This is a genomic window from Vibrio sp. YMD68 (assembly GCF_029958905.1).
In the GTDB taxonomy this organism is placed as follows: domain Bacteria; phylum Pseudomonadota; class Gammaproteobacteria; order Enterobacterales; family Vibrionaceae; genus Vibrio.
This window is the reverse complement of the sequence record NZ_CP124614.1, coordinates 2922049-2943968: the sequence shown is the minus strand read 5'-3', so window position 1 is coordinate 2943968 and position 21920 is coordinate 2922049. Positions and strand designations below refer to the sequence as shown.

The 21920-nt window shown below is 41.7% G+C and carries 25 protein-coding genes; 16 read left to right on the top strand and 9 right to left on the bottom strand.

All coding sequences use genetic code 11. The annotated features are described in order from the left end of the window. The first annotated feature begins 90 nt into the window (after positions 1 to 90). The 7 genes from tuf to rplI all read left to right on the top strand — a co-directional run bounded on the left by tuf (position 91) and on the right by rplI (position 3899). Complete coding sequence (gene tuf, locus QF117_RS19345) at positions 91 to 1275, top strand: elongation factor Tu (RefSeq protein WP_017035803.1); 1185 nt, start codon at positions 91 to 93, stop codon at positions 1273 to 1275. A 192-nt stretch (positions 1276 to 1467) separates the two neighbouring features. Continuing rightward, positions 1468 to 1656 carry a (2Fe-2S)-binding protein gene (locus tag QF117_RS19340; RefSeq protein WP_282387693.1) on the top strand — a complete coding sequence of 63 codons (189 nt, stop codon included), beginning with the start codon at positions 1468 to 1470 and terminating at the stop codon, positions 1654 to 1656. 69 nt (positions 1657 to 1725) lie between these two features. After that, positions 1726 to 2205, top strand: a complete 480-nt coding sequence (bfr, locus tag QF117_RS19335; protein WP_282387691.1) for a bacterioferritin — start codon at positions 1726 to 1728, stop codon at positions 2203 to 2205. 256 nt (positions 2206 to 2461) lie between these two features. Further along, positions 2462 to 2860: a 30S ribosomal protein S6 gene (gene rpsF, locus QF117_RS19330; RefSeq protein ID WP_017035807.1), complete on the top strand. Its 399-nt coding sequence runs from the start codon at positions 2462 to 2464 to the stop codon at positions 2858 to 2860. A 7-nt stretch (positions 2861 to 2867) separates the two neighbouring features. Then, complete coding sequence (gene priB, locus QF117_RS19325; protein WP_026026689.1) at positions 2868 to 3170, top strand: primosomal replication protein N; 303 nt, start codon at positions 2868 to 2870, stop codon at positions 3168 to 3170. 16 nt (positions 3171 to 3186) lie between these two features. Beyond that, entirely contained in the window at positions 3187 to 3414 is a 228-nt protein-coding gene (rpsR, locus tag QF117_RS19320) for a 30S ribosomal protein S18 (protein ID WP_000090472.1), read from the top strand. A 32-nt stretch (positions 3415 to 3446) separates the two neighbouring features. Then, positions 3447 to 3899: a 50S ribosomal protein L9 gene (gene rplI / locus QF117_RS19315; protein WP_017035809.1), complete on the top strand. Its 453-nt coding sequence runs from the start codon at positions 3447 to 3449 to the stop codon at positions 3897 to 3899. 142 nt (positions 3900 to 4041) lie between these two features. On the opposite strand, the gene QF117_RS19310 is transcribed toward rplI, so the two are convergent. Further along, positions 4042 to 4761, bottom strand: a complete 720-nt coding sequence (locus QF117_RS19310) for a DUF481 domain-containing protein (RefSeq protein ID WP_282389529.1) — start codon at positions 4759 to 4761, stop codon at positions 4042 to 4044. 214 nt (positions 4762 to 4975) lie between these two features. Between QF117_RS19310 and QF117_RS19305 the strand changes: the two genes are divergently transcribed. The 3 genes from QF117_RS19305 to QF117_RS19295 are packed head-to-tail and all read left to right on the top strand — an operon-like array spanning position 4976 to position 8674. Further along, positions 4976 to 6382 carry a replicative DNA helicase gene (locus QF117_RS19305; protein ID WP_282387686.1) on the top strand — a complete coding sequence of 469 codons (1407 nt, stop codon included), beginning with the start codon at positions 4976 to 4978 and terminating at the stop codon, positions 6380 to 6382. A 4-nt stretch (positions 6383 to 6386) separates the two neighbouring features. After that, a complete protein-coding gene (gene alr, locus QF117_RS19300) occupies positions 6387 to 7472 on the top strand; it encodes an alanine racemase (RefSeq protein ID WP_282387684.1) in 1086 nt (361 codons plus the stop codon). Positions 7473 to 7477: 5 nt separating this feature from the next. Further along, positions 7478 to 8674 carry a BamA/TamA family outer membrane protein gene (locus QF117_RS19295; RefSeq protein WP_282387682.1) on the top strand — a complete coding sequence of 399 codons (1197 nt, stop codon included), beginning with the start codon at positions 7478 to 7480 and terminating at the stop codon, positions 8672 to 8674. Positions 8675 to 8736: 62 nt separating this feature from the next. On the opposite strand, the gene QF117_RS19290 is transcribed toward QF117_RS19295, so the two are convergent. Next, positions 8737 to 9159: a secondary thiamine-phosphate synthase enzyme YjbQ gene (locus QF117_RS19290; protein WP_282387681.1), complete on the bottom strand. Its 423-nt coding sequence runs from the start codon at positions 9157 to 9159 to the stop codon at positions 8737 to 8739. Between the two features lie 295 nt (positions 9160 to 9454). Here QF117_RS19290 and pgi point away from each other — a divergent pair, with 295 nt between their 5' ends. Beyond that, the gene (pgi, locus tag QF117_RS19285) at positions 9455 to 11107 is read left to right on the top strand and encodes a glucose-6-phosphate isomerase (RefSeq protein ID WP_282387679.1); all 1653 of its coding nucleotides are present in this window, start codon (positions 9455 to 9457) and stop codon (positions 11105 to 11107) included. Positions 11108 to 11222: 115 nt separating this feature from the next. Here the strand turns inward: pgi and QF117_RS19280 are convergent, their stop codons facing one another. The 3 genes from QF117_RS19280 to QF117_RS19270 form a co-directional block, all read right to left on the bottom strand. Beyond that, on the bottom strand, positions 11223 to 11684 hold the full coding sequence (locus QF117_RS19280; protein WP_017035816.1) for a chemotaxis protein CheX: 462 nt from the start codon (positions 11682 to 11684) through the stop codon (positions 11223 to 11225). A 9-nt stretch (positions 11685 to 11693) separates the two neighbouring features. Further along, positions 11694 to 12158, bottom strand: a complete 465-nt coding sequence (gene zur, locus QF117_RS19275; RefSeq protein ID WP_282387676.1) for a zinc uptake transcriptional repressor Zur — start codon at positions 12156 to 12158, stop codon at positions 11694 to 11696. A gap of 440 nt (positions 12159 to 12598) precedes the next feature. Beyond that, on the bottom strand, positions 12599 to 14395 hold the full coding sequence (locus QF117_RS19270) for a choice-of-anchor I family protein (protein WP_282387675.1): 1797 nt from the start codon (positions 14393 to 14395) through the stop codon (positions 12599 to 12601). Between the two features lie 693 nt (positions 14396 to 15088). On the opposite strand from QF117_RS19270, the gene QF117_RS19265 reads away from it, so the two are divergent. Together QF117_RS19265 and QF117_RS19260 are read left to right on the top strand one after the other, a co-directional pair. Next, positions 15089 to 15634: a hypothetical protein gene (locus QF117_RS19265; RefSeq protein ID WP_282387673.1), complete on the top strand. Its 546-nt coding sequence runs from the start codon at positions 15089 to 15091 to the stop codon at positions 15632 to 15634. Positions 15635 to 15786: 152 nt separating this feature from the next. Further along, positions 15787 to 16026 (top strand): pyocin activator PrtN family protein, encoded by a 240-nt coding sequence (locus QF117_RS19260; protein WP_282387671.1) that lies wholly within the window; start codon positions 15787 to 15789, stop codon positions 16024 to 16026. Positions 16027 to 16156: 130 nt separating this feature from the next. Here QF117_RS19260 and QF117_RS19255 read toward each other — a convergent pair whose 3' ends face one another. Next, positions 16157 to 16300, bottom strand: a complete 144-nt coding sequence (locus tag QF117_RS19255) for a hypothetical protein (protein ID WP_282387669.1) — start codon at positions 16298 to 16300, stop codon at positions 16157 to 16159. 363 nt (positions 16301 to 16663) lie between these two features. On the opposite strand from QF117_RS19255, the gene QF117_RS19250 reads away from it, so the two are divergent. The 3 genes from QF117_RS19250 to QF117_RS19240 all read left to right on the top strand — a co-directional run bounded on the left by QF117_RS19250 (position 16664) and on the right by QF117_RS19240 (position 19051). Next, entirely contained in the window at positions 16664 to 17302 is a 639-nt protein-coding gene (locus tag QF117_RS19250) for a hypothetical protein (RefSeq protein ID WP_282387668.1), read from the top strand. Then, the gene (locus QF117_RS19245; protein WP_282387666.1) at positions 17292 to 17999 is read left to right on the top strand and encodes a class I SAM-dependent methyltransferase; all 708 of its coding nucleotides are present in this window, start codon (positions 17292 to 17294) and stop codon (positions 17997 to 17999) included. Before QF117_RS19250 ends, QF117_RS19245 begins: the two co-directional genes overlap by 11 nt. 98 nt (positions 18000 to 18097) lie before the next feature. Further along, complete coding sequence (locus tag QF117_RS19240; protein ID WP_282387665.1) at positions 18098 to 19051, top strand: 5'-nucleotidase; 954 nt, start codon at positions 18098 to 18100, stop codon at positions 19049 to 19051. 306 nt (positions 19052 to 19357) lie between these two features. Here the strand turns inward: QF117_RS19240 and QF117_RS19235 are convergent, their stop codons facing one another. The 3 genes from QF117_RS19235 to QF117_RS19225 form a co-directional block, all read right to left on the bottom strand. Continuing rightward, positions 19358 to 20038, bottom strand: a complete 681-nt coding sequence (locus QF117_RS19235) for a hypothetical protein (RefSeq protein WP_282387664.1) — start codon at positions 20036 to 20038, stop codon at positions 19358 to 19360. A 1-nt stretch (position 20039) separates the two neighbouring features. Further along, positions 20040 to 21356: an SIR2 family protein gene (locus QF117_RS19230; protein WP_282387661.1), complete on the bottom strand. Its 1317-nt coding sequence runs from the start codon at positions 21354 to 21356 to the stop codon at positions 20040 to 20042. Positions 21357 to 21613: 257 nt separating this feature from the next. Continuing rightward, positions 21614 to 21913, bottom strand: a complete 300-nt coding sequence (locus QF117_RS19225) for a hypothetical protein (protein WP_282387659.1) — start codon at positions 21911 to 21913, stop codon at positions 21614 to 21616. Between the last annotated feature and the right edge of the window lie 7 nt (positions 21914 to 21920).

The following is a 21920-nucleotide window of genomic DNA, read 5'->3' as shown; positions in this document are numbered from 1 at the left end:
CTGACGCGAGTTGACGCATAAAATAGCAAATTCTGGATCTTCCTGATCAATAATGATCAGGTCGAATCATAACTAGGAAGGAACACGATCGTGTCTAAAGAAAAATTTGAACGTACGAAACCGCACGTAAACGTTGGTACTATCGGCCACGTTGACCACGGTAAAACAACTCTAACTGCTGCTATCTGTACGACACTTGCAAAAGTGTACGGCGGTGTTGCGAAAGATTTCGCATCTATCGATAATGCTCCAGAAGAGCGTGAGCGCGGTATCACAATCGCAACTTCACACGTTGAGTACGATACTCCAGAGCGTCACTACGCACACGTAGATTGCCCAGGACACGCGGATTACGTTAAAAACATGATCACTGGTGCTGCACAAATGGATGGTGGTATCCTAGTTGTTGCTGCAACAGATGGCCCAATGCCTCAAACACGTGAGCACATCCTACTTGGTCGTCAAGTTGGTATCCCTTACATCATCGTATTCATGAACAAATGTGACATGGTCGATGACGAAGAGCTACTTGAGCTAGTAGAAATGGAAGTACGTGAGCTTCTTTCTGAGTACGAATACCCAGGAGATGATCTTCCAGTAATCCAAGGTTCAGCTCTTGGTGCACTAAACGGCGAGAAGCAGTGGGAAGACAAGATCGTTGAGCTTGCAGAAGCGCTAGATTCTTACATTCCACTCCCAGAGCGTGCAGTAGACCAGCCGTTCCTACTACCAATTGAAGATGTATTCTCAATTCAAGGTCGTGGTACAGTTGTAACAGGTCGTATCGAGCGCGGTATCCTAAACGTAGGTAACGAAGTAGAAATCGTTGGTATCAAAGATACAGTAACAACGACTTGTACAGGTGTTGAAATGTTCCGTAAGCTGCTTGACGAAGGTCGTGCAGGTGAGAACGTTGGTGCACTACTACGTGGTACTAAGCGTGAAGACGTTGAACGTGGTCAAGTACTTGCTGCTCCTGGTTCAATCAACCCACACACACGTTTTGAGTCAGAAGTATACGTTCTGTCTAAAGACGAAGGTGGTCGTCACACACCATTCTTCAAAGGTTACCGTCCACAGTTCTACTTCCGTACAACGGACGTAACAGGCGACATCACGCTTCCAGAAGGCGTAGAAATGGTAATGCCTGGTGACAACATCCAAATGACGGTAGAGCTAATTGCTCCAATCGCAATGGATGAAGGTCTACGTTTCGCAATCCGCGAAGGTGGCCGTACAGTAGGTGCTGGTGTTGTTGCTAAAATCTTTGACTAATTTGTCACTGTAGCAAACACGATATCGAGAAAGGGAAGCTTAGGCTTCCCTTTTTTAATGATTAGAATTAATGATTAGAAATAAAACGCCTATCGTTATAACCAATTCATCTAATATTTTTGATATTTTTATCTAGTAATAGTATCAATTCTCATTTACATTTGTATTTGTGTTAACTGATTAGGTTGTAATATGTACGTTTGCTTATGTCATGGAATATCAGATAAGAAGATTAAGCAGCTAGTGATAGAGGATGGTATTTCTGATATCCGAGGTATCAAAAAATGCACGGCACTGGGCAGTCAGTGTGGCAAATGCATTCGTATGACCAAAGAAATTTTGGACGAAACTCAAGTCATTCAGTTAAAACAAGCAAGTTAAAGTCGTTTCAACTTTGACACTCTTCAGATTGGTTCTACATTTAATAGAGCCATAGAGGAGGGTTAGAACATGAAAGGCGATCCAATCATTATTCAACATCTCAATAAAATTCTCGGTAACGAGCTTGTTGCCATCAATCAATATTTTCTCCATGCACGCATGTATAAAGACTGGGGTTTAAAGCACCTCGCCGATAAAGAGTATCATGAGTCCATTGATGAGATGAAACACGCGGATCATCTGGTTGAACGCATTCTGTTTCTCGAAGGCATCCCTAATCTTCAAGATCTAGGTAAACTAATGATCGGTGAAAATGTCAAAGAGATGCTCGAAAGTGACCTGAAAGTTGAAATGATAGCCATTCCAGACTTAAAAGACGCTATCGCTTACGCGGAAGATGTCCGAGACTATGTATCACGTGATCTGTTCCAAGAGATTTTGGAAGATGAAGAAGAGCACGTAGACTGGCTAGAAACGCAGTTGGGCTTGATTGAGCTCACTGGAATTGAAAATTACCTACAAGCACAGTTTATTGATGAAGATGATTAAATCGAGTAGGTAACTGAGTTAAGTGGTTCAAAATCATGACTTTGAACGACTTAGCTCATACCAATCGCTTTAACCATTAGTCTTCATCTTTTTCTGCACTTTTCCTTTCGTATCAATCTCACATTTCTCTTGCCTATTTTGCTTCCTTTCTGTACCATTTGCCGTCCTTAATTCTCGGTCATTTATCTTTAGTTCCTTGCTTCCTCTGGACGACCGAGCCACTCGTGGAAGCTAATAATCCGTAAGGAGCAACCAAATGCGTCATTATGAAATCGTATTCATGGTTCACCCTGATCAAAGCGAGCAAGTTGCTGGCATGATCGAGCGTTACACTGGTTCTATCACTGAAGCTGGCGGTACTATCCACCGTCTAGAAGACTGGGGTCGTCGTCAAATGGCTTACCCAATCAACAAGCTTCACAAAGCTCACTACGTTCTTATGAACGTTGAAGCTGGTCAAGAAGTGATTGACGAGCTAGAAACTGCTTTCCGTTTTAACGATGCAGTTCTACGTAACATGATCATGCGCACTAAAGGTGCTGTGACTGAACAATCTATTATGCTTAAGCAAAAAGAAGAGCGTGCTGAGCGTGCTCCTCGTCGTGAAGAGCGTACAGATCGTCCAGAAGCTAGCCAAGAAGCAGCTGCTGAGTAATTAACTTATGACCAATCGAATGGAACTTAGCGGCTCTGTCGTCAAAGAACCAATTCGAAGCCAAAGCCCTGCTGGTATCGCTCATTGCCGTTTTTGGTTAGAGCATCGTTCCACCATGGTAGAAGCTGATTTACCCAGACAAGTCTATTGTCGTATGCCGGTAGTCATCAGTGGGCAAGGGTCAAAAGCAATAACTCAGAACTTAGTTCAAGGCAGTAATATTAAGGTAAGTGGCTTTGTCGCTTATCAGACCGGCCGAAATGGCGTGGGAAAATTAGTATTGCATGCTGACAACATAACTCAAATTTAAGATCAGGAGATAGCCCATGGCTCGTTTCTTCCGTCGTCGTAAATTCTGCCGTTTTACTGCAGAAGGCGTACAAGAGATTGACTACAAAGACGTAGCAACTCTTAAAAACTACATTACTGAAGCTGGTAAAATCGTACCTAGCCGTATCACTGGTACAAGTGCTAAATATCAGCGTCAACTAGCTCGTGCTATCAAGCGTTCACGCTACCTAGCTCTTCTACCGTACACTGATAAGCATCAGTAAACGGTCGTTTTATTAAGAAAGAGGATTAAATAATGCAAGTTATTCTACTTGATAAAATCGGTAACCTAGGTGCTCTTGGCGATACTGCAAACGTTAAATCTGGCTACGCTCGTAACTTCCTTATCCCACAGGGTAAAGCGGTTATGGCAACGAAAGCTAACGTTGAAATGTTTGAAACTCGTCGCGCTGAGCTTGAAGCTAAAGTTGCTGAACAGCTAGCTGCTGCTCAAGTACGTGCTGATAAAGTTACTGCACTAGAAGCGGTTGTTATCGCTTCTAAAGCGGGTGATGAAGGTAAACTATTCGGTTCTATCGGTACTCGTGACATCGCTGACGCTATTACAGCGGCAGGTGTTGCAGTAGCTAAGAGCGAAGTACGCCTACCTGAAGGCGCTCTGCGCAACGTTGGTGAATTCGACGTAAGCATCCAACTTCACTCTGAAGTTTTTGCTACAGCGAAAGTACAAGTTGTTGCTGCTGAGTAATTTCAGTATCTAGACGATTTCTTCGTTAAGAAGATTTTAAACACCGGCTTAGGCCGGTGTTTTTTTATGCCTAAAACAATGAATAGCGCGGCGACAAAAAGATCGGTGCAGAAAAGAGACACTACCTAGGTAATAAACAGTACTAAAAAATAAACAATAAATTAACCGAAAATATACTGTCAGAGTTACTCAGTCCTTCTGGTACTTTGTCGTGGTATTGCTGCGAATAAGCCACTTTCAGTGCGATATCGTCAGTAATATTGTTCGTCATACTAAAATCGGTATCCAATCGAGTATTGCTTAAGCCCGTCACTGTCGTAATATCGGCTGACAAGGTTAAGTTATCAATCACATTCCAATCGACATTAATATTTCCTCGAAAAATCGCTTCTTGTACTGTTTCGGGAAAGATAATGTCATCGTCTTTTATCTCGTCCAAGTTGGGCTCTTGATAGCGATAGCCAGGGCCAAGTTCTAACTCGATGGTTAACTGTTCGGTATTGGTAAATTGATAACCCAATCCTGCTGACAACGTATGATCTTTGAAATAGGCGCTATACCGTGTTTCTATGCCTTTGAAGTTACCATAGAGGTAGGTTTTGGGGCTCAATTTGTAATCGCTTTGCGCCGTATAGGTCGATTGACGCTTATCTTCTTCGCCATCTTTATACAGCATGTGAAATTTCCATTCGCCACTGCTACGATGACGCCCAGAGGTATACTCGGCGTTCATTCTTGAATTCAGCGATTGCGAATCGGAGTTGCCGTTATGGGCCTGGTAACCAAATTCAATCTCAGATTTCCAAGGAGAAGGGAGTTCTATTTGGGTGGGGCTTTGTGTTGCTTCCTTTGCATAAGCCAGTGATGTTGTTAGCGTGCAAAAGCAAGCGAACCAAAGTTTACGCACTCGGAACCTCTAGGGGGAAAATGAAGAGTAGATAATATGTCAGACGTTGTATGCTTTCGTCAGCAGTTGGTTAATTATACTTAAGTAAAATACAAACACTCTCTAACTTAATTACAAATGAGATATTCTCGTTATAATAGCGGCAATAAAAAAGAAGTTGAGCAAAAAAATGGCAGACCAGAAAACGGATTACAGAAAAAAAATCAACGCAGACAGACAGGTTGATGCAATCAAGGTGCCTCCTCATTCATTAGAAGCAGAGCAATCGGTTATTGGTGGCTTGCTTTTGGATAATGAACGTTGGGATTCTGTGGCCGAAAAGGTTCTCGCCAATGACTTTTATAGCCGACCGCATCGATTAATTTTTGAGGCGGCAAAATCAATTTTAGACGACAGTAAACCTCTCGATCTCATCACTTTGTCCGAGTTTTTGGAGCTCAGAGAACAGCTTGAAGATGTTGGCGGGTTTGCCTATTTAGCGGATCTCGCTAAGAACACGCCAAGCGCTGCCAATGTTAATGCATACGCCGATATTGTCGCAGAGCGTGCGTTGGTTCGTAATTTGATTGGTGTTGCTAATGAGATTGCTGATGCGGGTTATGATCCACAAGGCCGTAGCTCTGAAGATTTACTCGATTTAGCGGAGAGTAAAGTCTTTGCGATAGCCGAAGAGCGAACCACAGAAAATGAAGGCCCTCAAAGTGTCGATAATATTCTAGAGAAGACCCTTGAACGCATTGAAATACTGTACAAATCACCTCAAGACGGCGTAACCGGTGTGAGTACTGGCTTTAATGATTTGAATAAAAAAACCGCAGGTTTGCAAGGTTCTGATTTGATCATTGTGGCTGCCCGTCCTTCTATGGGTAAAACAACGTTTGCCATGAACCTCTGTGAAAATGCGGCTATGGATCAAGATAAGCCAGTGTTGATTTTCTCACTAGAGATGCCGGCAGAACAATTGATGATGCGTATGCTCGCTTCGATGTCTCGTGTCGATCAAACCAAAATTCGTACGGGTCAATTAGACGATGAAGATTGGGCTAGAATCTCCTCTACCATGGGGATTCTGATGCAGAAAAAAAACATGTACATTGATGACAGTTCAGGTCTTACCCCAACAGAACTGCGTTCACGTGCTCGTCGTATCGCACGAGATTCCGGTGGGCTGAGTATGATCATGGTCGATTACCTGCAATTAATGCGAGTACCGGGCATGCAAGATAACCGTACTCTCGAAATCTCGGAGATTTCTCGCTCATTAAAAGCGTTGGCCAAAGAGTTAAATGTCCCTGTTGTTGCTTTGTCGCAATTGAACCGCTCTCTAGAGCAACGTGCCGACAAGCGCCCAATCAACTCAGATTTACGTGAGTCAGGCGCGATTGAGCAAGACGCCGATTTAATAATGTTTATCTATCGTGATGAAGTGTATAACCCAGATAGCTCACTGAAAGGCATTGCTGAAATCATCCTTGGTAAACAGCGTAACGGTCCAATCGGTTCGGTACGTCTGACATTCCAAGGCCAGTATTCGCGCTTTGACAATTATGCAGGCCCCGCTTTTGACGACGAGTAATAGCATGAGTTACATGAAAGCCGCGACCGCGAGTGTGGATTTAGCGGCGCTAGAGCATAACCTTGCACGGATTAAAACCAAAGCGCCATCGAGTAAAGTGATGGCTGTGGTTAAGGCAAATGGTTATGGTCATGGCTTATGTCATATCGCCAAGTCAGCTCATGCGGCTGACGCATTTGGTGTCGCTCGAATTGAAGAGGCGTTGCAGTTAAGAGCGGCCGGTATTGTTACTCCTATCTTGCTTCTAGAAGGTTTTTACTCTTCTGGCGATCTACCTATTTTGGTGGCGAATAACATCCAGACAGCGGTGCACTGCGAAGAGCAATTACAGGCGCTCGAACAGGCAAATTTAGACTCTCCCGTTGTTGTTTGGTTAAAAGTCGATAGTGGAATGCACCGTCTTGGTGTTCGGCCTGAGCAGTACCACTCTTTCGTTTCTCGTTTAAAAGCATGCGCTAACGTGGCGAAACCTCTACGCTACATGAGCCATTTTGGTTGTGCCGATGAACTGGACAACCCGGTTAGCCAACAACAAATCGAGCTGTTTTTATCGTTAACCAGTGGCTGTGAAGGCGAGCGTTCTCTTGCTGCTTCAGCCGGTTTACTTGCCTGGAAAGACAGCTTACTAGAATGGGTGAGACCGGGCATCATCATGTATGGAGTGTCTCCATTCGAAGATAAGTCAGCCGCTGAACTGGGCTTTAAACCCGTAATGAGCTTAACCTCACCATTAATTGCTGTACGTGATGTGAAAGCCGGTGAAAGTGTGGGATATGGCGCGGCGTGGACCAGTTATAGAGATACCAAAGTTGGGGTGATTGCTATCGGTTATGGCGATGGCTACCCAAGAATGGCGCCCAATGGAACGCCTGTGCTAGTAGGTGGCCGTAAAGTTCCTACCGTTGGCCGTGTTTCTATGGATATGCTGACCGTTGATCTTGGGCCTGATGCTTTGGATTCAGTCGGTGATGAAGCGATTCTGTGGGGCGATGGTTTGTCTGCGGAAGAAGTGGCGAGCCACATTGGAACGATAGCGTATGAGCTTGTGACAAAGTTGACCTCTCGTGTTGCGATGGAATACAAAAAGTAGGTTCTATGTCTCGATTGCTGCCCCATGTTTTGGCGATGATTTTACTCTCGGTTGTCGCTAGCGTTTCCGCCAAAGAAAAAGATTCTGCCTTCGTCCCTTTTATATTTAGTACTGAAACGTTAGGTTTTAGTGTCGGTGCCGCAGGTGTAGCCAAAGGTGTTTGGCAGCCTCAGGCGGCCTTATTTGGTATGGGTTTATATTCCGACAAAGGCAGCTATGTGGGTTTCCTCTCTGCTCATAACTACGCTTTAAGCGATAACTTGCTGTTTAGCACCCAGCTTTACCAAGCTAAACTTAACCAGGCTCCTTACTATTTAGGAGAGCAGGGCAACAACGAATCGTCCATCTTAAATAAAACGATTGTTGACGGCTTTGAAGAAAATTATGAACTTGAATTTAAATTCCTTCTTCCCTGGGGGGCGATAAAAGATCAAGGTTACATGGGTATGTTCAAGCCTCAGCGTGAGGTGTCATTTGCCAGCCCTTTAGAATCTGGTGTTACTTCTCTTTCTGTTGTTCCTTTTTATACCTCTCGAAAGCTAACGAATACGATTGAAGAAAATGAAGCTGCAAAAGGCGTCCGTTTTACTTTCGATTGGGATAATCGAGATAACGCGAGAAACCCCACAAAAGGCTCCCATACCGAAGTCTCTTTTACCATGGGCTCAGACAATTGGGTAGATGAAGACAGTTGGAACCAGGTGGAGTTGCAGAACAGCCAATATTTTTCACTAGGACCGCTTGGTGACATTTTTGATCAACAAGTATTGGCGTTTGATTTTTACACTGCCGATACACCAAGTTGGAATGATTGTGATGGTCCACAGAATTGTGCTCGACCTCCAGAGCATGAGAACATCAGTTTAGGTGGGTTGTATCGCTTACGAAGCTATACAGGTGGTCGTTATCATGGTCGCTCTGCCATCCACTATTCAGCAGAGTATCGCATATTGCCTGAGTGGCAACCATTAGGGTCACTACCTGTTATTAACTATTATGATTTACCTTGGTGGCAATGGGTTGTCTTTGTTGATGCCGGTCGAGTCGCTGATGAGTATGATTTAAAAACACTCCATACTGATATGAAATGGAGTGCTGGTGGTGCAATACGATTCCAAGTAGAAGGTATTGTGGTTCGCGCTGAAGTCGCTAAAGGGTCTGAAGAGAGCCTGTTTAGAGTGATGATTAATCAACCGTTTTAGCTGTTCGCTTAAGCTAATGGTTTAAGCGACTCAGTTTAGCTACTGCTTACCGCGGGTATTGCTTACTGCTCACCTTGAATCGTAATAACCACTTGGCGTTTTCCCGCATGGTGACGATGCTCACCTAAATAAATACCTTGCCACATTCCCATTGCGAGTTTCCCATTATGAATCGGGATAGAAAGGCTTTGACCTAAAATCGATGATTTTATATGTGCGGGCATATCATCATCGCCTTCATAGGTATGGCGGTAATAGGGGGCCTTTTCTGGGACATAGCGATTAAAGTGCGCTTCCATGTCACTACGAACGGTTGGATCTGCGTTTTCATTGATGGTTAAGCTGGCGGATGTATGTTGAATAAACACATGCATCAAACCAACGGAAAAAGCGCTCAACTCAGGGATTTGTTGTTCAATTTCATCAGTAATAAGATGAAACCCTTTTTTCTTTGCAGAAAGTTGAATGTTTTTCTGAAACCACATAGGGTGTCCTATAGTAAAAGTTGAATCGTTTATGGATTGTTATCGGCTTGAGGCCTTATGTAAACATGGTTTCTTTGAGAACGGCTTGTTTACGTGACCTACTTCAATGTCGGTGTCATTAAGCTGAGTCATAATCGGCAACTGAAAATTTATTACAATCTTGATAAATGTTATCGACTGAATAACACATTATTTTTGCTTAATCGGGGATTCTACCATTTGGTTGCGCTCTAGACGAAAACGGTGCAACGCGATGGAATAGAATAAAACCAACTGTAACATCGGAATTGACAGCATGTTGAAAAATATCAACCCAATAGAAACTCAAGCTTGGAAAGCGCTTACTGAGCATTTTGAAACCGCACAAGATATGGATATGAAAGAGCTGTTTGCTCAAGATGCAAAGCGTTTCGAGAGCTTTTCTACTCGCTTCGGTTCAGACATCTTAGTGGATTACTCTAAGAACCTAATCGACGCTGAGACTATGCAGCACCTATTTGCTCTTGCAAACGAGACTGAAGTTAAGTCTGCAATTGAAGCGATGTTTAGCGGTGATGCAATCAACAAGACTGAAGGTCGTTCAGTACTTCACACGGCTCTACGTAACCGTAGCGATAAGCCAGTCATGGTTGATGGCAAAGACGTCATGCCAGCCGTTAATGCAGTACTAGCAAAGATGGAACTGTTCACCCACCGTATCGTTTCTGGTGAGTGGAAAGGTTACACAGGTAAAGAGATCACTGATGTCGTCAACATCGGTATCGGCGGTTCGGACCTTGGTCCATACATGGTGACAGAAGCCCTAACGCCATACAAAACGCGCCTGAACATGCACTTCGTTTCTAACGTCGATGGCACTCACATTGTTGAGACACTTAAGCCGTTGAACCCAGAAACTACGCTGTTCCTAGTGGCCTCTAAAACATTCACCACTCAAGAAACAATGACGAACGCACACTCTGCTCGTGATTGGTTCTTAGCTGAAGCAGGCGACTCTGCACACGTTGCTAAGCACTTCGCAGCACTATCAACAAACGCAGCTTCAGTGGCTGAATTTGGTATTGATACTGACAACATGTTCGAATTCTGGGATTGGGTTGGTGGTCGTTATTCACTATGGTCTGCGATCGGTCTTTCTATCTCACTGTCTGTTGGCTTCGATAACTTCGTGGAGCTGTTAGATGGCGCTCATGAGATGGATAACCATTTTGCTTCAACTGAGTTTGAAAACAACATTCCAGTAATCCTTGCGCTTATCGGTATTTGGTACAACAACTTCCACGGCGCTGAGTCAGAAGCTATCCTACCTTACGATCAATACATGCACCGTTTTGCTGCTTATTTCCAGCAAGGTAACATGGAATCGAACGGTAAGTTTGTTGACCGTGACGGCAACCCAGTAGAATACCAAACAGGTCCTATCATCTGGGGTGAGCCGGGTACAAACGGCCAGCACGCTTTCTACCAACTGATTCACCAAGGCACTAAGCTGATCCCATCAGACTTTATTGCTCCTGCTATCAGCCACAACCCGGCCTCTGATCACCACCAGAAGCTGATGTCTAACTTCTTTGCTCAAACTGAAGCACTTGCTTTCGGTAAGACAAAAGAGACAGTAGAAGCTGAATTCCTAGCGGCGGGCAAAACTGCAGAAGAAGTGGCTGAACTCGTACCTTTCAAAGTGTTTGAAGGTAACCGTCCAACGAACTCAATTCTTGTTAAGCAAATCACGCCTCGCTCTTTAGGTAACCTAATCGCGATGTACGAGCACAAGATCTTTGTTCAAGGCGTTATCTGGAACATCTTCAGCTTCGACCAATGGGGTGTAGAACTTGGTAAGCAACTAGCAAACCAAATTCTTCCAGAGCTCGCTGACGATGCTGAAGTAACCTCTCACGACAGCTCAACGAACGGTCTAATCAACGCATTTAAAGCGTTGAAAGCTTAAAGCCGAGTAGAACAAAAAAACCAAGCACTATTAATCATAGGCTTGGTTTTTTATCTTTATGACACACAATAAAAAAGGTTGGCATAAGGCCAACCTTTTTTTTTGATAAGAATTTCTATTCAAAGCAAATCTCAATAAATGCGTTACCCCATTGAGAGGTGAAAGGCATAATGATGATAGAGCCTTCACACTTATGACGAATGGTATGGCCCTTTCCTGAAACAACGACAGGGGTTGCCATGTCAAAATCAAAGCCACTTTCAGCGAGGATTCGTTTTGCACCACCGGTTACCATATTGGTAATTTCACCCACCATATCGGTGACTTCTTCATTTAAGCCGTTTGGTCGTTCGCCTAGCATGTTTTGCATGATCTCAAGAGCTAAGTCTTCATCAAAAGTGATCGACATAGAGCCTCGGCTTTTATCTCCGACCATCCCGATTAAACCAGACACATCACCACGGGCAATTTCGTCTTTCTTAACTCGAGGTTTTTGTGGTTTCAACTCTAGTGAAGCCATCGTTTTTAGTACATTCATTAATGATGCTAAAAACGGGTTTACAAATTCAGCGCGCATAGCCTTCTTCTATATTTTAATATCTACATTTGAGGAGCATGTTTGGCAAATGCCATGAGATTCAATAACATGATTAGAAATCTTAAAGTTATGCTTCTCTGCGTTCTTTGCTAACAAGCTTATAAGGTTATCATCTTGTAGTTCGATAACGTTATTGCAACTGTCACAAATCAATAAATGAGAGTAATGCTTATTGGCATTACATGAGCAACAGGATATAAAACTATTTGTTGATTCCACTCGGTGAATAAAACCTTGCTCCATTAAGAAATCAAGGGCTCGATAAACCGTTGGTGGCTTGGCTCTCGGCTCGGTTTTTTTTAACTCTTCAAGTAATTCATAGGCACTGGAAGCCTTTTTACTTGAACAAATGAGCTTAAAAACGCTTTTCCTTTGAGGAGTCAGCCTGACACCGCGTGTCATACAAATGCTTTCAACTTGCTCTAATAACTTTTGGTCCAAACTCATCACCATAACCATTGGACTAATTTAATAATATACCATTTTTCGACAAATATGGTTTCACATAAAATAATTTATGTCGTTTGTGGAAAATTTCACACATTAACTTATTGTATCGCATATACGTTTTCCCTTCTCATGTTAATCAATCTTATACATCATTGGTCAAAGAGTTACGATTGTTCTATCGCGTTGGATGCCGGGTAGCCTGTTGATGTATCAGGCTCTAGAGCCGCGTCAATGATTAAGGGCATGTGCAAATACACGACAGATTAGTCATAAATGAAGGCGATTATGAGGTATCGAGTTAAGGAATGCATGATAGAAGCGTTATGCTGCAAGAAAGTGAGAGGGTATGAACGTGGTAAAACGATGACAGCGTTACCACGTTTTTATACGCGTTTATATTATATGGATTAGTTCTATACGAATTAGTTTTATACGAATAAGTACTAGAACGTTAATGAATAAACAGAAGTGGTCCCACTGACTTCATTACTGACTGCAATGTAATGGCTGCCGTTACGAGAAAAATACTCGATAGATTCCGGCCCTAGATCCCCAGCTTTCGGATTGTAGTGGCCGCTCTTGCAATCTCCGTCATCAACTTCGCTACAGACTGGCTGTGTAAAATCGCGATTGTTGAGGTAGCTGATGAACTTGGCGTGTGTAGGAATGGTGACATCGTAGACCATAATTCCGCCTTGGCGCTCTAAACCAATGAAGGCATAAGCTCGCTCTCCAATCACAGCGACCTCAATGGCTTCAGGCTCGACCCCTTTATCATCACTTCGATTATCAGCGCTTTGGTTACTGTCGTTGGTGCTATTAACGTTGGCTTTATCTTGTGCTAAGACGATACGAGCAAAGTCATCACCGCTGTCAAACACAGGTTCCCCTAACTCATTCCAGATGGAAAATGAACGTGCGCCGAAGGTTTGTACCTTTGCGTCTGCGGCTAACACCCCTTGAGGCTTAATTATTTTTAGGCGAGCAAGTCGGTTTTTGTCTTTGAGCGCTGTCGAGAGTGGGTGGCTACTGGCTACTTTCAGATCTTTGCCTCGAACTTCATCGACATAAGCAATGCAGAACGCTTGTTTGGTGTCGTAGTCAGAGGCGTCTTGGTCGTCGTCTCCATCCCACTTGTGACCATCGTCATCACATTGCTTTTGAGTGGCATCAAATCCATATTCTCGTCCATCCCCTTCATTCGCGGTAACGATGTAAGTCTTTCCATTGATGGTGTAGCTCGCGATGCTGTCTGGCATATAAAGCCCTTCGAGCATAGGGTAAGCGTGTAGATTTCCGATAATGCCGTCTTTATTGGAAGCATCAAGCTGGGATGTTTCCCAAGATTTACCACCAAGGCCAAATATTTTTTCAATGCTAGCGGACTTAACATCAATCGTGGCTATCGCGTTATTTTCTTGCATCGCTACGTACAGCTTACCGTTGTCGGCAAACGTTAGGTATTCTGGCTCAAGATCTTGTGCAACACTGGCATAGGGCCCTGAAATACGAACGCCTTCACCTAGCTCTGAGTATCGCGATTTACCCTGGTTGAAATCTTTAAAATCGATTTGGGTGACAATAGCGTGTTCAAGACCAGGCTTTAAATCGATCAAGGTAATGCTGCCTTCGGGATCGATAGAGTAGTTTGAATTTGGTTCCCCTTCATTCGCAGCAGCAATATAGTGGCCATCTTTAGAAAAGCTCACCATATCAGGCAGAGCTCCCGCAGGGAACGTATTGATAATATCTAAGGAATCAGAACGATAGAGCGCAATGATGCCATTATTTTGTTTTTTCTTATTTTCAATGGCAACCGCGATCAGCCCGTTGTGTGTGGAAACACTGTTTGCTGCCCCTATTTCAATACCACTGTGTTTTCCAGCAGATTTTAAGTCGATCTGCCCAACTGAGGTCGGTATGGAATCACGACTAAGTGCTAATACATCAATTTTTTTGTCTTGGGCGTTTACGACATACAATCTATCAGAACAGGCATCATAACTGACGATCTCTGCCGCCGAAGAATCAAATGGGGCGTTGGTGATGGATGTACCCACCAAGCGAATCCCCTTTAGCGATGTCGATGGAATGTTAGCAGTGACTAAAGGCTGACACGCTTCGTTCAGGAATGTGCCACTGACGTGATTCTGGTTACTAGAGTCTGGTTGGCTTGAGCATCCGGTTAGGCTAGCGGTAACCAAAGAGAGTATCGTTAAGGTGGTTTTAAAGTGGGTCATATTTCCTCCATGAATATCTAGCAGATGACCATAGAGTGAATATGTGACGGTTTGTTTAAAGAATTAAGAACAAATGAAGTCGTGTTGATTGTGATTGTCGAAACGCTCGGAGAGATGAAGACCAAGTAAGCAGTGTTATCGTTTTTAAGCGTATCTACTGGTGGTTTATAATGTGCTTAATTGAAGCAGTCGTAAGCTCTATGTATAATCGCGTTCCTCGAAACGAACACGGTTCTTTTTACTTCGACTGTTTTTTGTGGTGAGTATAGAGTGAGCAGAAGCGTCATTCGTTAATATTGTTTTGCCGTAATGGAATGTATGGCTAAAACCCTGAACATAATAGAGATTTTAACTATGCATCCATCATCCCGATTCTCAATCGCTCCCATGCTCGATGAGAACAAACTGTATCTATCCAACTGAAAATAAAGCGTAATTTCAAGCTATCATGGTCCACGTCAGGACGAGACTTCAATCGCTCCTATCTAATAGCAAGCGATTCACATTCAAAACTACCTTCATTCGTACCGAATCTGATTCAAATCTTCTCTCTTAGTATAGCGGCCAACAACACGTAGAGCGAGTTGCTTTCTATAGTCATAATTTCGTTGGACTCTGTAGTTGGGCAAGTGACCATCATATCCATAATCACGCTATAATTAATTCAAGAAAAAATAGGGAAGGGGCTATGTCATGAATGAAATTACGAAAGCACTAGAAGGTAGCGCCAGTAAAATGGTCGGCACTATCATCGCTGAAGCTATTAACCTTCGAATTGAAACTAATGTGATTAGCTCAACTGGTGAGTTTTCCAATGATGACACTAAGCTCGCAATAACACATCTTACAAAGTCTATGAGTGACAGGGCGGATGCGCTTATAACGCTCTACATCGTTATTGAAAGCTCTCAGTGCCCAGAAGAATTCTTTGATACAGAGTCTATTGAAGAGCTAACAGACGCTGTCGTAATGATTCAGGCTCTTAAAGATATTCTTAAGATTCAGTATAACGGGCTAGTTCGGCGTGTTGGAATAGATAGCGAAGCTGTACAGTCTTTTACAGTCGTTCGTCGCACTACCGCTAAACTGTACTCAAGCGTCATGAACCTTATCTCTCTTCATAAACAACTTAGTAGTTCTGAGGGCGCAGAGCATGTTTCAAAACTCGCATTTAGTGCTGAGATGGCTGAAATGCTTAAAAAGGCGACTGATGCTGCAGTGACGAACAGGCCTAGTTAAAGACTTATGCTCCTCCTAAGCCTAGTTGGATAGGATTCTTTTAGTGCCCTCCAACAAGAAAAAACAGTTAAGATCGTAAATTAGCCTGCTTATTGCCGATATTGGCTCAATTCTTCTTCCATAGTGTATTGAACAAAGGAAGGAGACGAATCATGAAAGCACGAGTTTCAACCTACGACACCCTACTCAAAGAGCATGGAAAGCTACTTATCCCTTTGTCAGAGCTGAGCAGCCTTTATCTTGGTGTTAGTTATCGAGTCGCAAGGCGTCATTACAACGAAGGAAAGTTGAGATTACCCATCATCGCAATGGGAGAAGGACAGAAAGCACCTTTATTTGTTCATCTTGAAGACTTAGCTAAATTTATTGATGCAAATAGACGTTTGCATTGAGGTCGCCCTTCTATATCTAAAAAGCATTAAAAACACCAAGAATAAGCAGATGACTTACTCTTGGTGTTTTAACGCGTTTTTGCTCTTCAGTGCGTTGAACAGCCTAAACCATATTTAACATCGCCGTCCTTCAAAATATCAAAATATCGTTCATTGCTTGCCATACAAGTTCGGCTGCTTTGACGCCAAAGACTAACGCTACTAGTTTTATAGTGAAATATACGGTTAACAGAGTGGCAATAGCTTGAGCAGTAATGTGAATAATAGTGTTCATTTAAGATCCTATGATGAAGTTGCAGTAGAGGAACCTTTAAGAACGCAGTTATAAAAATTTTATTTACAAATCTTCGCCTAATTTGCGGTGCGAAGCCTTACGGAGTAAGAATGACTGGGCTCTAGGTAAGAGGCTTTGTATTAAATTGTTTAATCCCTCACCTTCTAATCGAGGCAATTATTTAACAAGGTTCTGCCTCAAAGCGAGTTAATGCGATCTATAACTTGTTCTTGAATATCACTATTTGTGATACTTAATCTAATTGAGGCGAAAAGAAAGGCCGACCCTCTCGATTCATTCTTCAATTCGTTGTAGGTGTACACCTCGATATATTTCGAATGTTGGTATCTTCTAAGGATAGAAATGCAAAACCTTGTAAAATACACGCTTTATCTATTTCTATTGATTACTGGTCTAACGGCTGTTATGACTCTTGTAGGAATTGGCTATGCTTGGTTTTTCTCTGAGGCCAAAGAGCTTCCTCATTTAGAGTGGTTAATCGGTTCAGTAATTATTGAAATCGTTGCAGTAACTCTTATGCTTGCTAAAAAGGGCATGAAGTACCTACCTGATACACAAACGGATAAAGAACCAAAAGATACTCTTAAGTTTATGGAGAGATTTATCTCCACGGGAACAAGTGCGACGATTGTGAGTAATCGAGTTTCTTGGCTTGTAGGCGACGAAAAGCTGATATCCATTCTTCAATCAAAAATTGAGAGTGGTACTCGAATTGAAATTATTACCCCAAATGATGTTCCAGAGGTACTAAGAGAAAATTTGAGAGGAGCATCTTTCATTGTTACCAAAGAAAAAATTTCTCCAGAGGCTAGATTTACATTAGTGAATGGTGATCGTAGCGGTGCTGAAAAACTTGCCATTGCTAGAGGTGTTCATCCCGATCATGAGATTACAGTTTTTGATAATAACTCTGGGCCTCAAATAATTGCAATGGCAAAGGACATAATTAGAAAATCCAAGGAGTTATCTAATGCCTCATAGGTGGTGCAATTCAGCGATAATACGTCGAGAGCAAATTGAGTCAGGAATAGACATAACATTCAATGAGGTATTTAAGCCACTATTAGTAAGCCACATTAAGAATCTTAGACCTAATTGTATTCTTGAGGTCGGGGCTGGAACCGGCCACATTTCCTATGAATTATTTAAATTGGGTTTTTCCGTCACGTCCATAGAACCTTCTTTGGGGATGTATCAGGTCGCTCAGGACGTTTTGTCATCAACCGATGTGAGGTTGGTAAACTGTACATCTTTTGAATTAGAACCAGACACGTTTTATGAGGTCGCTTTCTCTCACCTTGTAGCACATGTCGTTGATGATCTTTCTACATTCTTTGAGTCAATCGGGCAACATATCGAAAAGAATGGTCATTTTATTTTTTCAATTCCGCATCCCTGCTTTTACAATGAATATAAAGGTTTTTTCGGTGCTGAATATAGTTACATGGTTCCAATCACAAAGAACGTATCATTTACTATCACTAAAGATCCAAAAAATGTAATAAGTGAAGTTCCGTATCATCACAGACCTTTGTCTGAGTACTTCAATAAGCTAGTAGAATTAGGTTTCGCTATTGACGGCTTTGACGAAATTTATCCAGATAGTGATATTCAAGAAAAATATGGCACCAAATGGGAGACACCACGGTACTGTGTCTTTACATGTAAAAAGATCTAACATGCGTATGTTGTCGGACTGGTTTTTCGCTGCGCTCCAAACAAGGAGTAAATACGGGCGTTAGAGTTCTCAGTAATTCATCATTATGGAGTGTATATATGCCCTATGAATTGGGTCAAAGGTTAGTTATTGGCGTTGCTTCAAGTGCAATGTTTGATTTAACTGAGTCTGATACGGTTTTCCGTACCAAAGGTGAAGAGGAGTATCGTAAATATCAGTCGGAGAACATCGACAATCCTTTAGATAAAGGGGTATCATTTTCGTTTGTGAAGCGGCTACTTTCTCTAAATGATCTGAGTGATACACCAGAATCAGACCCACTGGTAGAAGTCGTATTGCTGTCACGAAATGACCCAGATACAGGACTTCGTGTTATGAAATCAATCAAGCATCATAACTTACCTATTTCGCGTGCGATTTTTATGCAAGGTAAATCTCCATATGACTACATTCCAGCATTAAGTATTTCTTTGTTTTTATCAGGCAATGCGTCTGATGTAAAAGAGGCGATAAGGTTAGGTTATCCGGCTGGTCATGTAATGAAATCGACGATTATCGATGAAGATGATGACGACTTACGAATTGCATTCGACTTTGACGGTGTTCTTGCTGATGATGAATCAGAATCCGTTATGCACAACACCAATGACCTTAACCAGTTTCATGAGCATGAAACAATAAATGTATTACAGCCTCATAATCCAGGTCCATTGAAAGAGTTTTTAGTGAAAGTCTCAGCAATTCAAAAGATTGAAGAGAAGAAAAAGAAATCAGAACCTGAATATCGAAACCGTTTAAGAGTTTCAATTGTTACAGCAAGGAATGCACCTTCACATGAGAGAGCTTTAAATACACTGAAAGAATGGGGGGTAATGACAAATGATGCATTCTTCTTGGGTGGTGTAGATAAAGGTCTGATTTTAGGGGTTCTCAAGCCTCATATATTCTTTGATGACCAGTCTGGTCATTTAAGCTCGACTAGCACGGTTGCTCCGTCGGTTCATATACCCTTCGGTGTCAAAAACACTGAAGATTCTGCGGAAAAACACTAACAAGAGACTCTGGCATCAATTTACTTTTCCTAATCTGACACAAATAGTTTAGCTTGATAGTTCTTACTCACTTTTGTCTAGAAACGTTACAGTTGGCATTTTCTGAATCGAAAATGCCCCATTGCTTGTTAGTAGCTATGAGAGAGCGAGAGTTTTCACAAACTACTTTACGATACATGACCTAATGTATGGACAACAAAAAAACTGAGCCGCTCGGTTAAATTTATGCGACTCATAATAGATTGATTCGTTTAGACGCAAAAGCATTTTGCTCTGACGCCCTATGTTACTTAGAGCGTCGAGATATTAGCGAGGCATTATAGTTTCATTTGATGAAAAAGAGAGCATATCTTCTTTATTAATCGGGAGCGGGGTTTGTCGCCTAATCTTTTTTAGTTGATTATCTCGCAACTCTATGGAAATCGAGTTGTCTGCGTTGAACTTAACAGAAGCTTCATGCATGAAACATACTTGCTTAAATATACGAAAAGCATTGGTACTGTATGAAAACCCATTAACATTTAGCTTCGCTAGTTCAGGGCAAATATTTACTTTGATATCAACTTTTGCAGCTAAAAATAGTGATGTAACAAACTCTTCAAAGCTAATATCTTTAAAGGATATTTTTTTGCCAAAATCTTTTAGTATCAATTGAATGCATGAGTGATAGCTTTCTAATTCTAAATTGATGAACTCATCGTTCTTAGCTGTTGATATTCTTTTAGAACCAAACTCACCTTCATGGATAATATGGCTCTGTCCATCTTTTATGATAGTAACTCTGATTTTATCTCCATTAGAAAAACCCATAAATGCGCTATTTATAATAGGGTTTGTTGATGATATCTTGAAGCTAGGTAGTTCATCTAATGATTGATTACCAGAGGCATTATACTCCCCATCGTAGTTATTAAAGTCATTACTGTTGGCTTCCTTGACGACTTGGTTATCCCTTATTAACTCGAATACTGTAACATCTTTGTCCATACTACTCGCCTACAATTGAAGGATTGATTGGGAATTTAGATCGTTCGCCAATGTGAAATACATCACTTAAACTAGGAGGAGTGTAAAACGATATATTCTCCCAGACTGTAGTTGTCGTAATCGATTTTTTTGCAAATTTATTGGCAATGTCGAATTCAATGTCAGCTCGTAAAATCAATGGTTGGAAGTTATCAATGGCGAGACTGATTTGGGTGTTTTTATACGTGCTTATTGAAATACTATCGATAAAGTCACACTTAAAATCTATTAATCGTATTAACGAAAGTATTTCTTTTTGGAATTCGCTGGTTGTTTCACCAATAGAAGTTATAGAGATAAGTAACTGCTTATTATTAATAAATACAGAGTACATTGACCCTAAAAGAAGTTTGCTTAGCTTCTCTTCCATATAATCAAACAAGTCAGATTTACTCGTGATTATTTCATCTTGAGATTGAGTTGGAACTATTGATTCGTTATTTACGCTGCAGTTTAAAGCTCTTAAAAGCTCAGATACTTCCGGATGGCTAGGTGCTTCTGGTGAGTAAGGTATGATTTTAACACCGAACTTAGTGGAAAAGTTTGATTGCTTGAATTTTGAAGTCTCATTCAATAAGACGTAATGTGAAATCGGAATATTGGAGTTGATTGATTTTAAATACTCAAGAACAAGATTTAGGTGTGGATCCGTAAGAGAAAAACCTAAGAAAATAAACTTTTTAGTTGATAATAAGCTCGTTATAAAATTTCTTGTTGCAGGGTTTAAGTTGATAATATTTTGGTAATCACTTCCAGTCAGAACAATACTAGAATGTTCGTTAATGTCACCATGTAACTTAAAGACTAATTTTTTATTTTGGGCATGTATTCTTGTTGCTTCAGCTGCATTTTTATTTGTAGTAACTCTATACGTTCCATCGCTCGCTTGGTCAGGAATGCGGTCATAGTTGGTTGTTATTATTGTTTTTGGTTGCAAGTCAATGAGCAGCTGATATGCCTCAGGTATTTCACTTTTAGAGAAGGTTTTGTCAAAAACTGTTTCCATAAGATCTCGGTAATGGCTATCCGGAATGCTTGAAACGCAAGTGTCAGCAATTTCGAGATAGTTATCTCCGCTGTCTATATACCCATTCAACTCATCAATATCATGAGCAAATCCTTGCTCATTAGCTGCCGAAAGTAATTCTTTTAGTAGATTAGACCAAGATGGGAATAGTGGTTGAGATAGCCCTGCGCCTACAAAAAAAACAAAACTGTCGGGTTCTGAATGGTAGGACTCCACTAAATCTATAAAATTTCTACCAGTATCTAAAGCCATAAGTTGTAGTGATCCTTTGTGATGGGTGAAGCCAAATTATCTTAGTTAGCTAATCTTTGATATTAATATGCGTACAGTATCATCTGCTACTAATGTGACCAACAAAAAATAATCAGGTTCAGAGTTTGTTTTTTCCTTTAGTCGATTTGCTTACTTTTCTAATCCAAGGATTCTGCTTTAGAGCATGCTCTCTGGCTCATTTCTGTCCAAAAATGATTTAAAGCTCGTAGCACACCTTACGAGCTTTTTTTCCGTCATTACTTAACCTTCTCAAAATGAGGTGGATTACCAGTACGATGTAAGATCTCCTTCCAAATATAGCGGATTGCGTAATAAAGATTGCGCTTATACGACTCAGATTTATCAGCGTGTGCTCGCCAAAAATGTGCAACCTGCTTACGCCCTACTTGGCCTAGTGATTTTGTTTCTGGATGGGCTTGCTTTACCCAGTCTGCGAAGCGTCGCATGTTGCGAACTTGCTCCTTTCTGTTTTTTTTCCCTCCTGTTCGTCTGAACAGTTTTGTTCCCATGAAAATTTCGTAATCAATTTTGTCCACGGTAAGC

What these genes read in the sequence shown, in the direction of transcription:
- bfr (WP_282387691.1), top strand. Translation starts at nt 1,726, where the DNA reads ATGAAAGGCGATCCAATCATTATTCAACATCTCAATAAAATTCTCGGT.
- QF117_RS19260 (WP_282387671.1), top strand. Translation starts at nt 15,787, where the DNA reads ATGAAAGCACGAGTTTCAACCTACGACACCCTACTCAAAGAGCATGGA.
- QF117_RS19280 (WP_017035816.1), bottom strand. Translation starts at nt 11,684, where the DNA reads ATGCGCGCTGAATTTGTAAACCCGTTTTTAGCATCATTAATGAATGTA.
- QF117_RS19295 (WP_282387682.1), top strand. Translation starts at nt 7,478, where the DNA reads ATGTCTCGATTGCTGCCCCATGTTTTGGCGATGATTTTACTCTCGGTT.
- QF117_RS19235 (WP_282387664.1), bottom strand. Translation starts at nt 20,038, where the DNA reads ATGGACAAAGATGTTACAGTATTCGAGTTAATAAGGGATAACCAAGTC.
- QF117_RS19250 (WP_282387668.1), top strand. Translation starts at nt 16,664, where the DNA reads ATGCAAAACCTTGTAAAATACACGCTTTATCTATTTCTATTGATTACT.
- QF117_RS19290 (WP_282387681.1), bottom strand. Translation starts at nt 9,159, where the DNA reads ATGTGGTTTCAGAAAAACATTCAACTTTCTGCAAAGAAAAAAGGGTTT.
- QF117_RS19255 (WP_282387669.1), bottom strand. Translation starts at nt 16,300, where the DNA reads ATGAACACTATTATTCACATTACTGCTCAAGCTATTGCCACTCTGTTA.
- QF117_RS19240 (WP_282387665.1), top strand. Translation starts at nt 18,098, where the DNA reads ATGCCCTATGAATTGGGTCAAAGGTTAGTTATTGGCGTTGCTTCAAGT.
- QF117_RS19230 (WP_282387661.1), bottom strand. Translation starts at nt 21,356, where the DNA reads ATGGCTTTAGATACTGGTAGAAATTTTATAGATTTAGTGGAGTCCTAC.
- rpsF (WP_017035807.1), top strand. Translation starts at nt 2,462, where the DNA reads ATGCGTCATTATGAAATCGTATTCATGGTTCACCCTGATCAAAGCGAG.
- pgi (WP_282387679.1), top strand. Translation starts at nt 9,455, where the DNA reads ATGTTGAAAAATATCAACCCAATAGAAACTCAAGCTTGGAAAGCGCTT.
- QF117_RS19270 (WP_282387675.1), bottom strand. Translation starts at nt 14,395, where the DNA reads ATGACCCACTTTAAAACCACCTTAACGATACTCTCTTTGGTTACCGCT.
- alr (WP_282387684.1), top strand. Translation starts at nt 6,387, where the DNA reads ATGAGTTACATGAAAGCCGCGACCGCGAGTGTGGATTTAGCGGCGCTA.
- zur (WP_282387676.1), bottom strand. Translation starts at nt 12,158, where the DNA reads ATGGTGATGAGTTTGGACCAAAAGTTATTAGAGCAAGTTGAAAGCATT.
- rplI (WP_017035809.1), top strand. Translation starts at nt 3,447, where the DNA reads ATGCAAGTTATTCTACTTGATAAAATCGGTAACCTAGGTGCTCTTGGC.
- rpsR (WP_000090472.1), top strand. Translation starts at nt 3,187, where the DNA reads ATGGCTCGTTTCTTCCGTCGTCGTAAATTCTGCCGTTTTACTGCAGAA.
- QF117_RS19305 (WP_282387686.1), top strand. Translation starts at nt 4,976, where the DNA reads ATGGCAGACCAGAAAACGGATTACAGAAAAAAAATCAACGCAGACAGA.
- priB (WP_026026689.1), top strand. Translation starts at nt 2,868, where the DNA reads ATGACCAATCGAATGGAACTTAGCGGCTCTGTCGTCAAAGAACCAATT.
- QF117_RS19245 (WP_282387666.1), top strand. Translation starts at nt 17,292, where the DNA reads ATGCCTCATAGGTGGTGCAATTCAGCGATAATACGTCGAGAGCAAATT.
- QF117_RS19340 (WP_282387693.1), top strand. Translation starts at nt 1,468, where the DNA reads ATGTACGTTTGCTTATGTCATGGAATATCAGATAAGAAGATTAAGCAG.
- QF117_RS19265 (WP_282387673.1), top strand. Translation starts at nt 15,089, where the DNA reads ATGAATGAAATTACGAAAGCACTAGAAGGTAGCGCCAGTAAAATGGTC.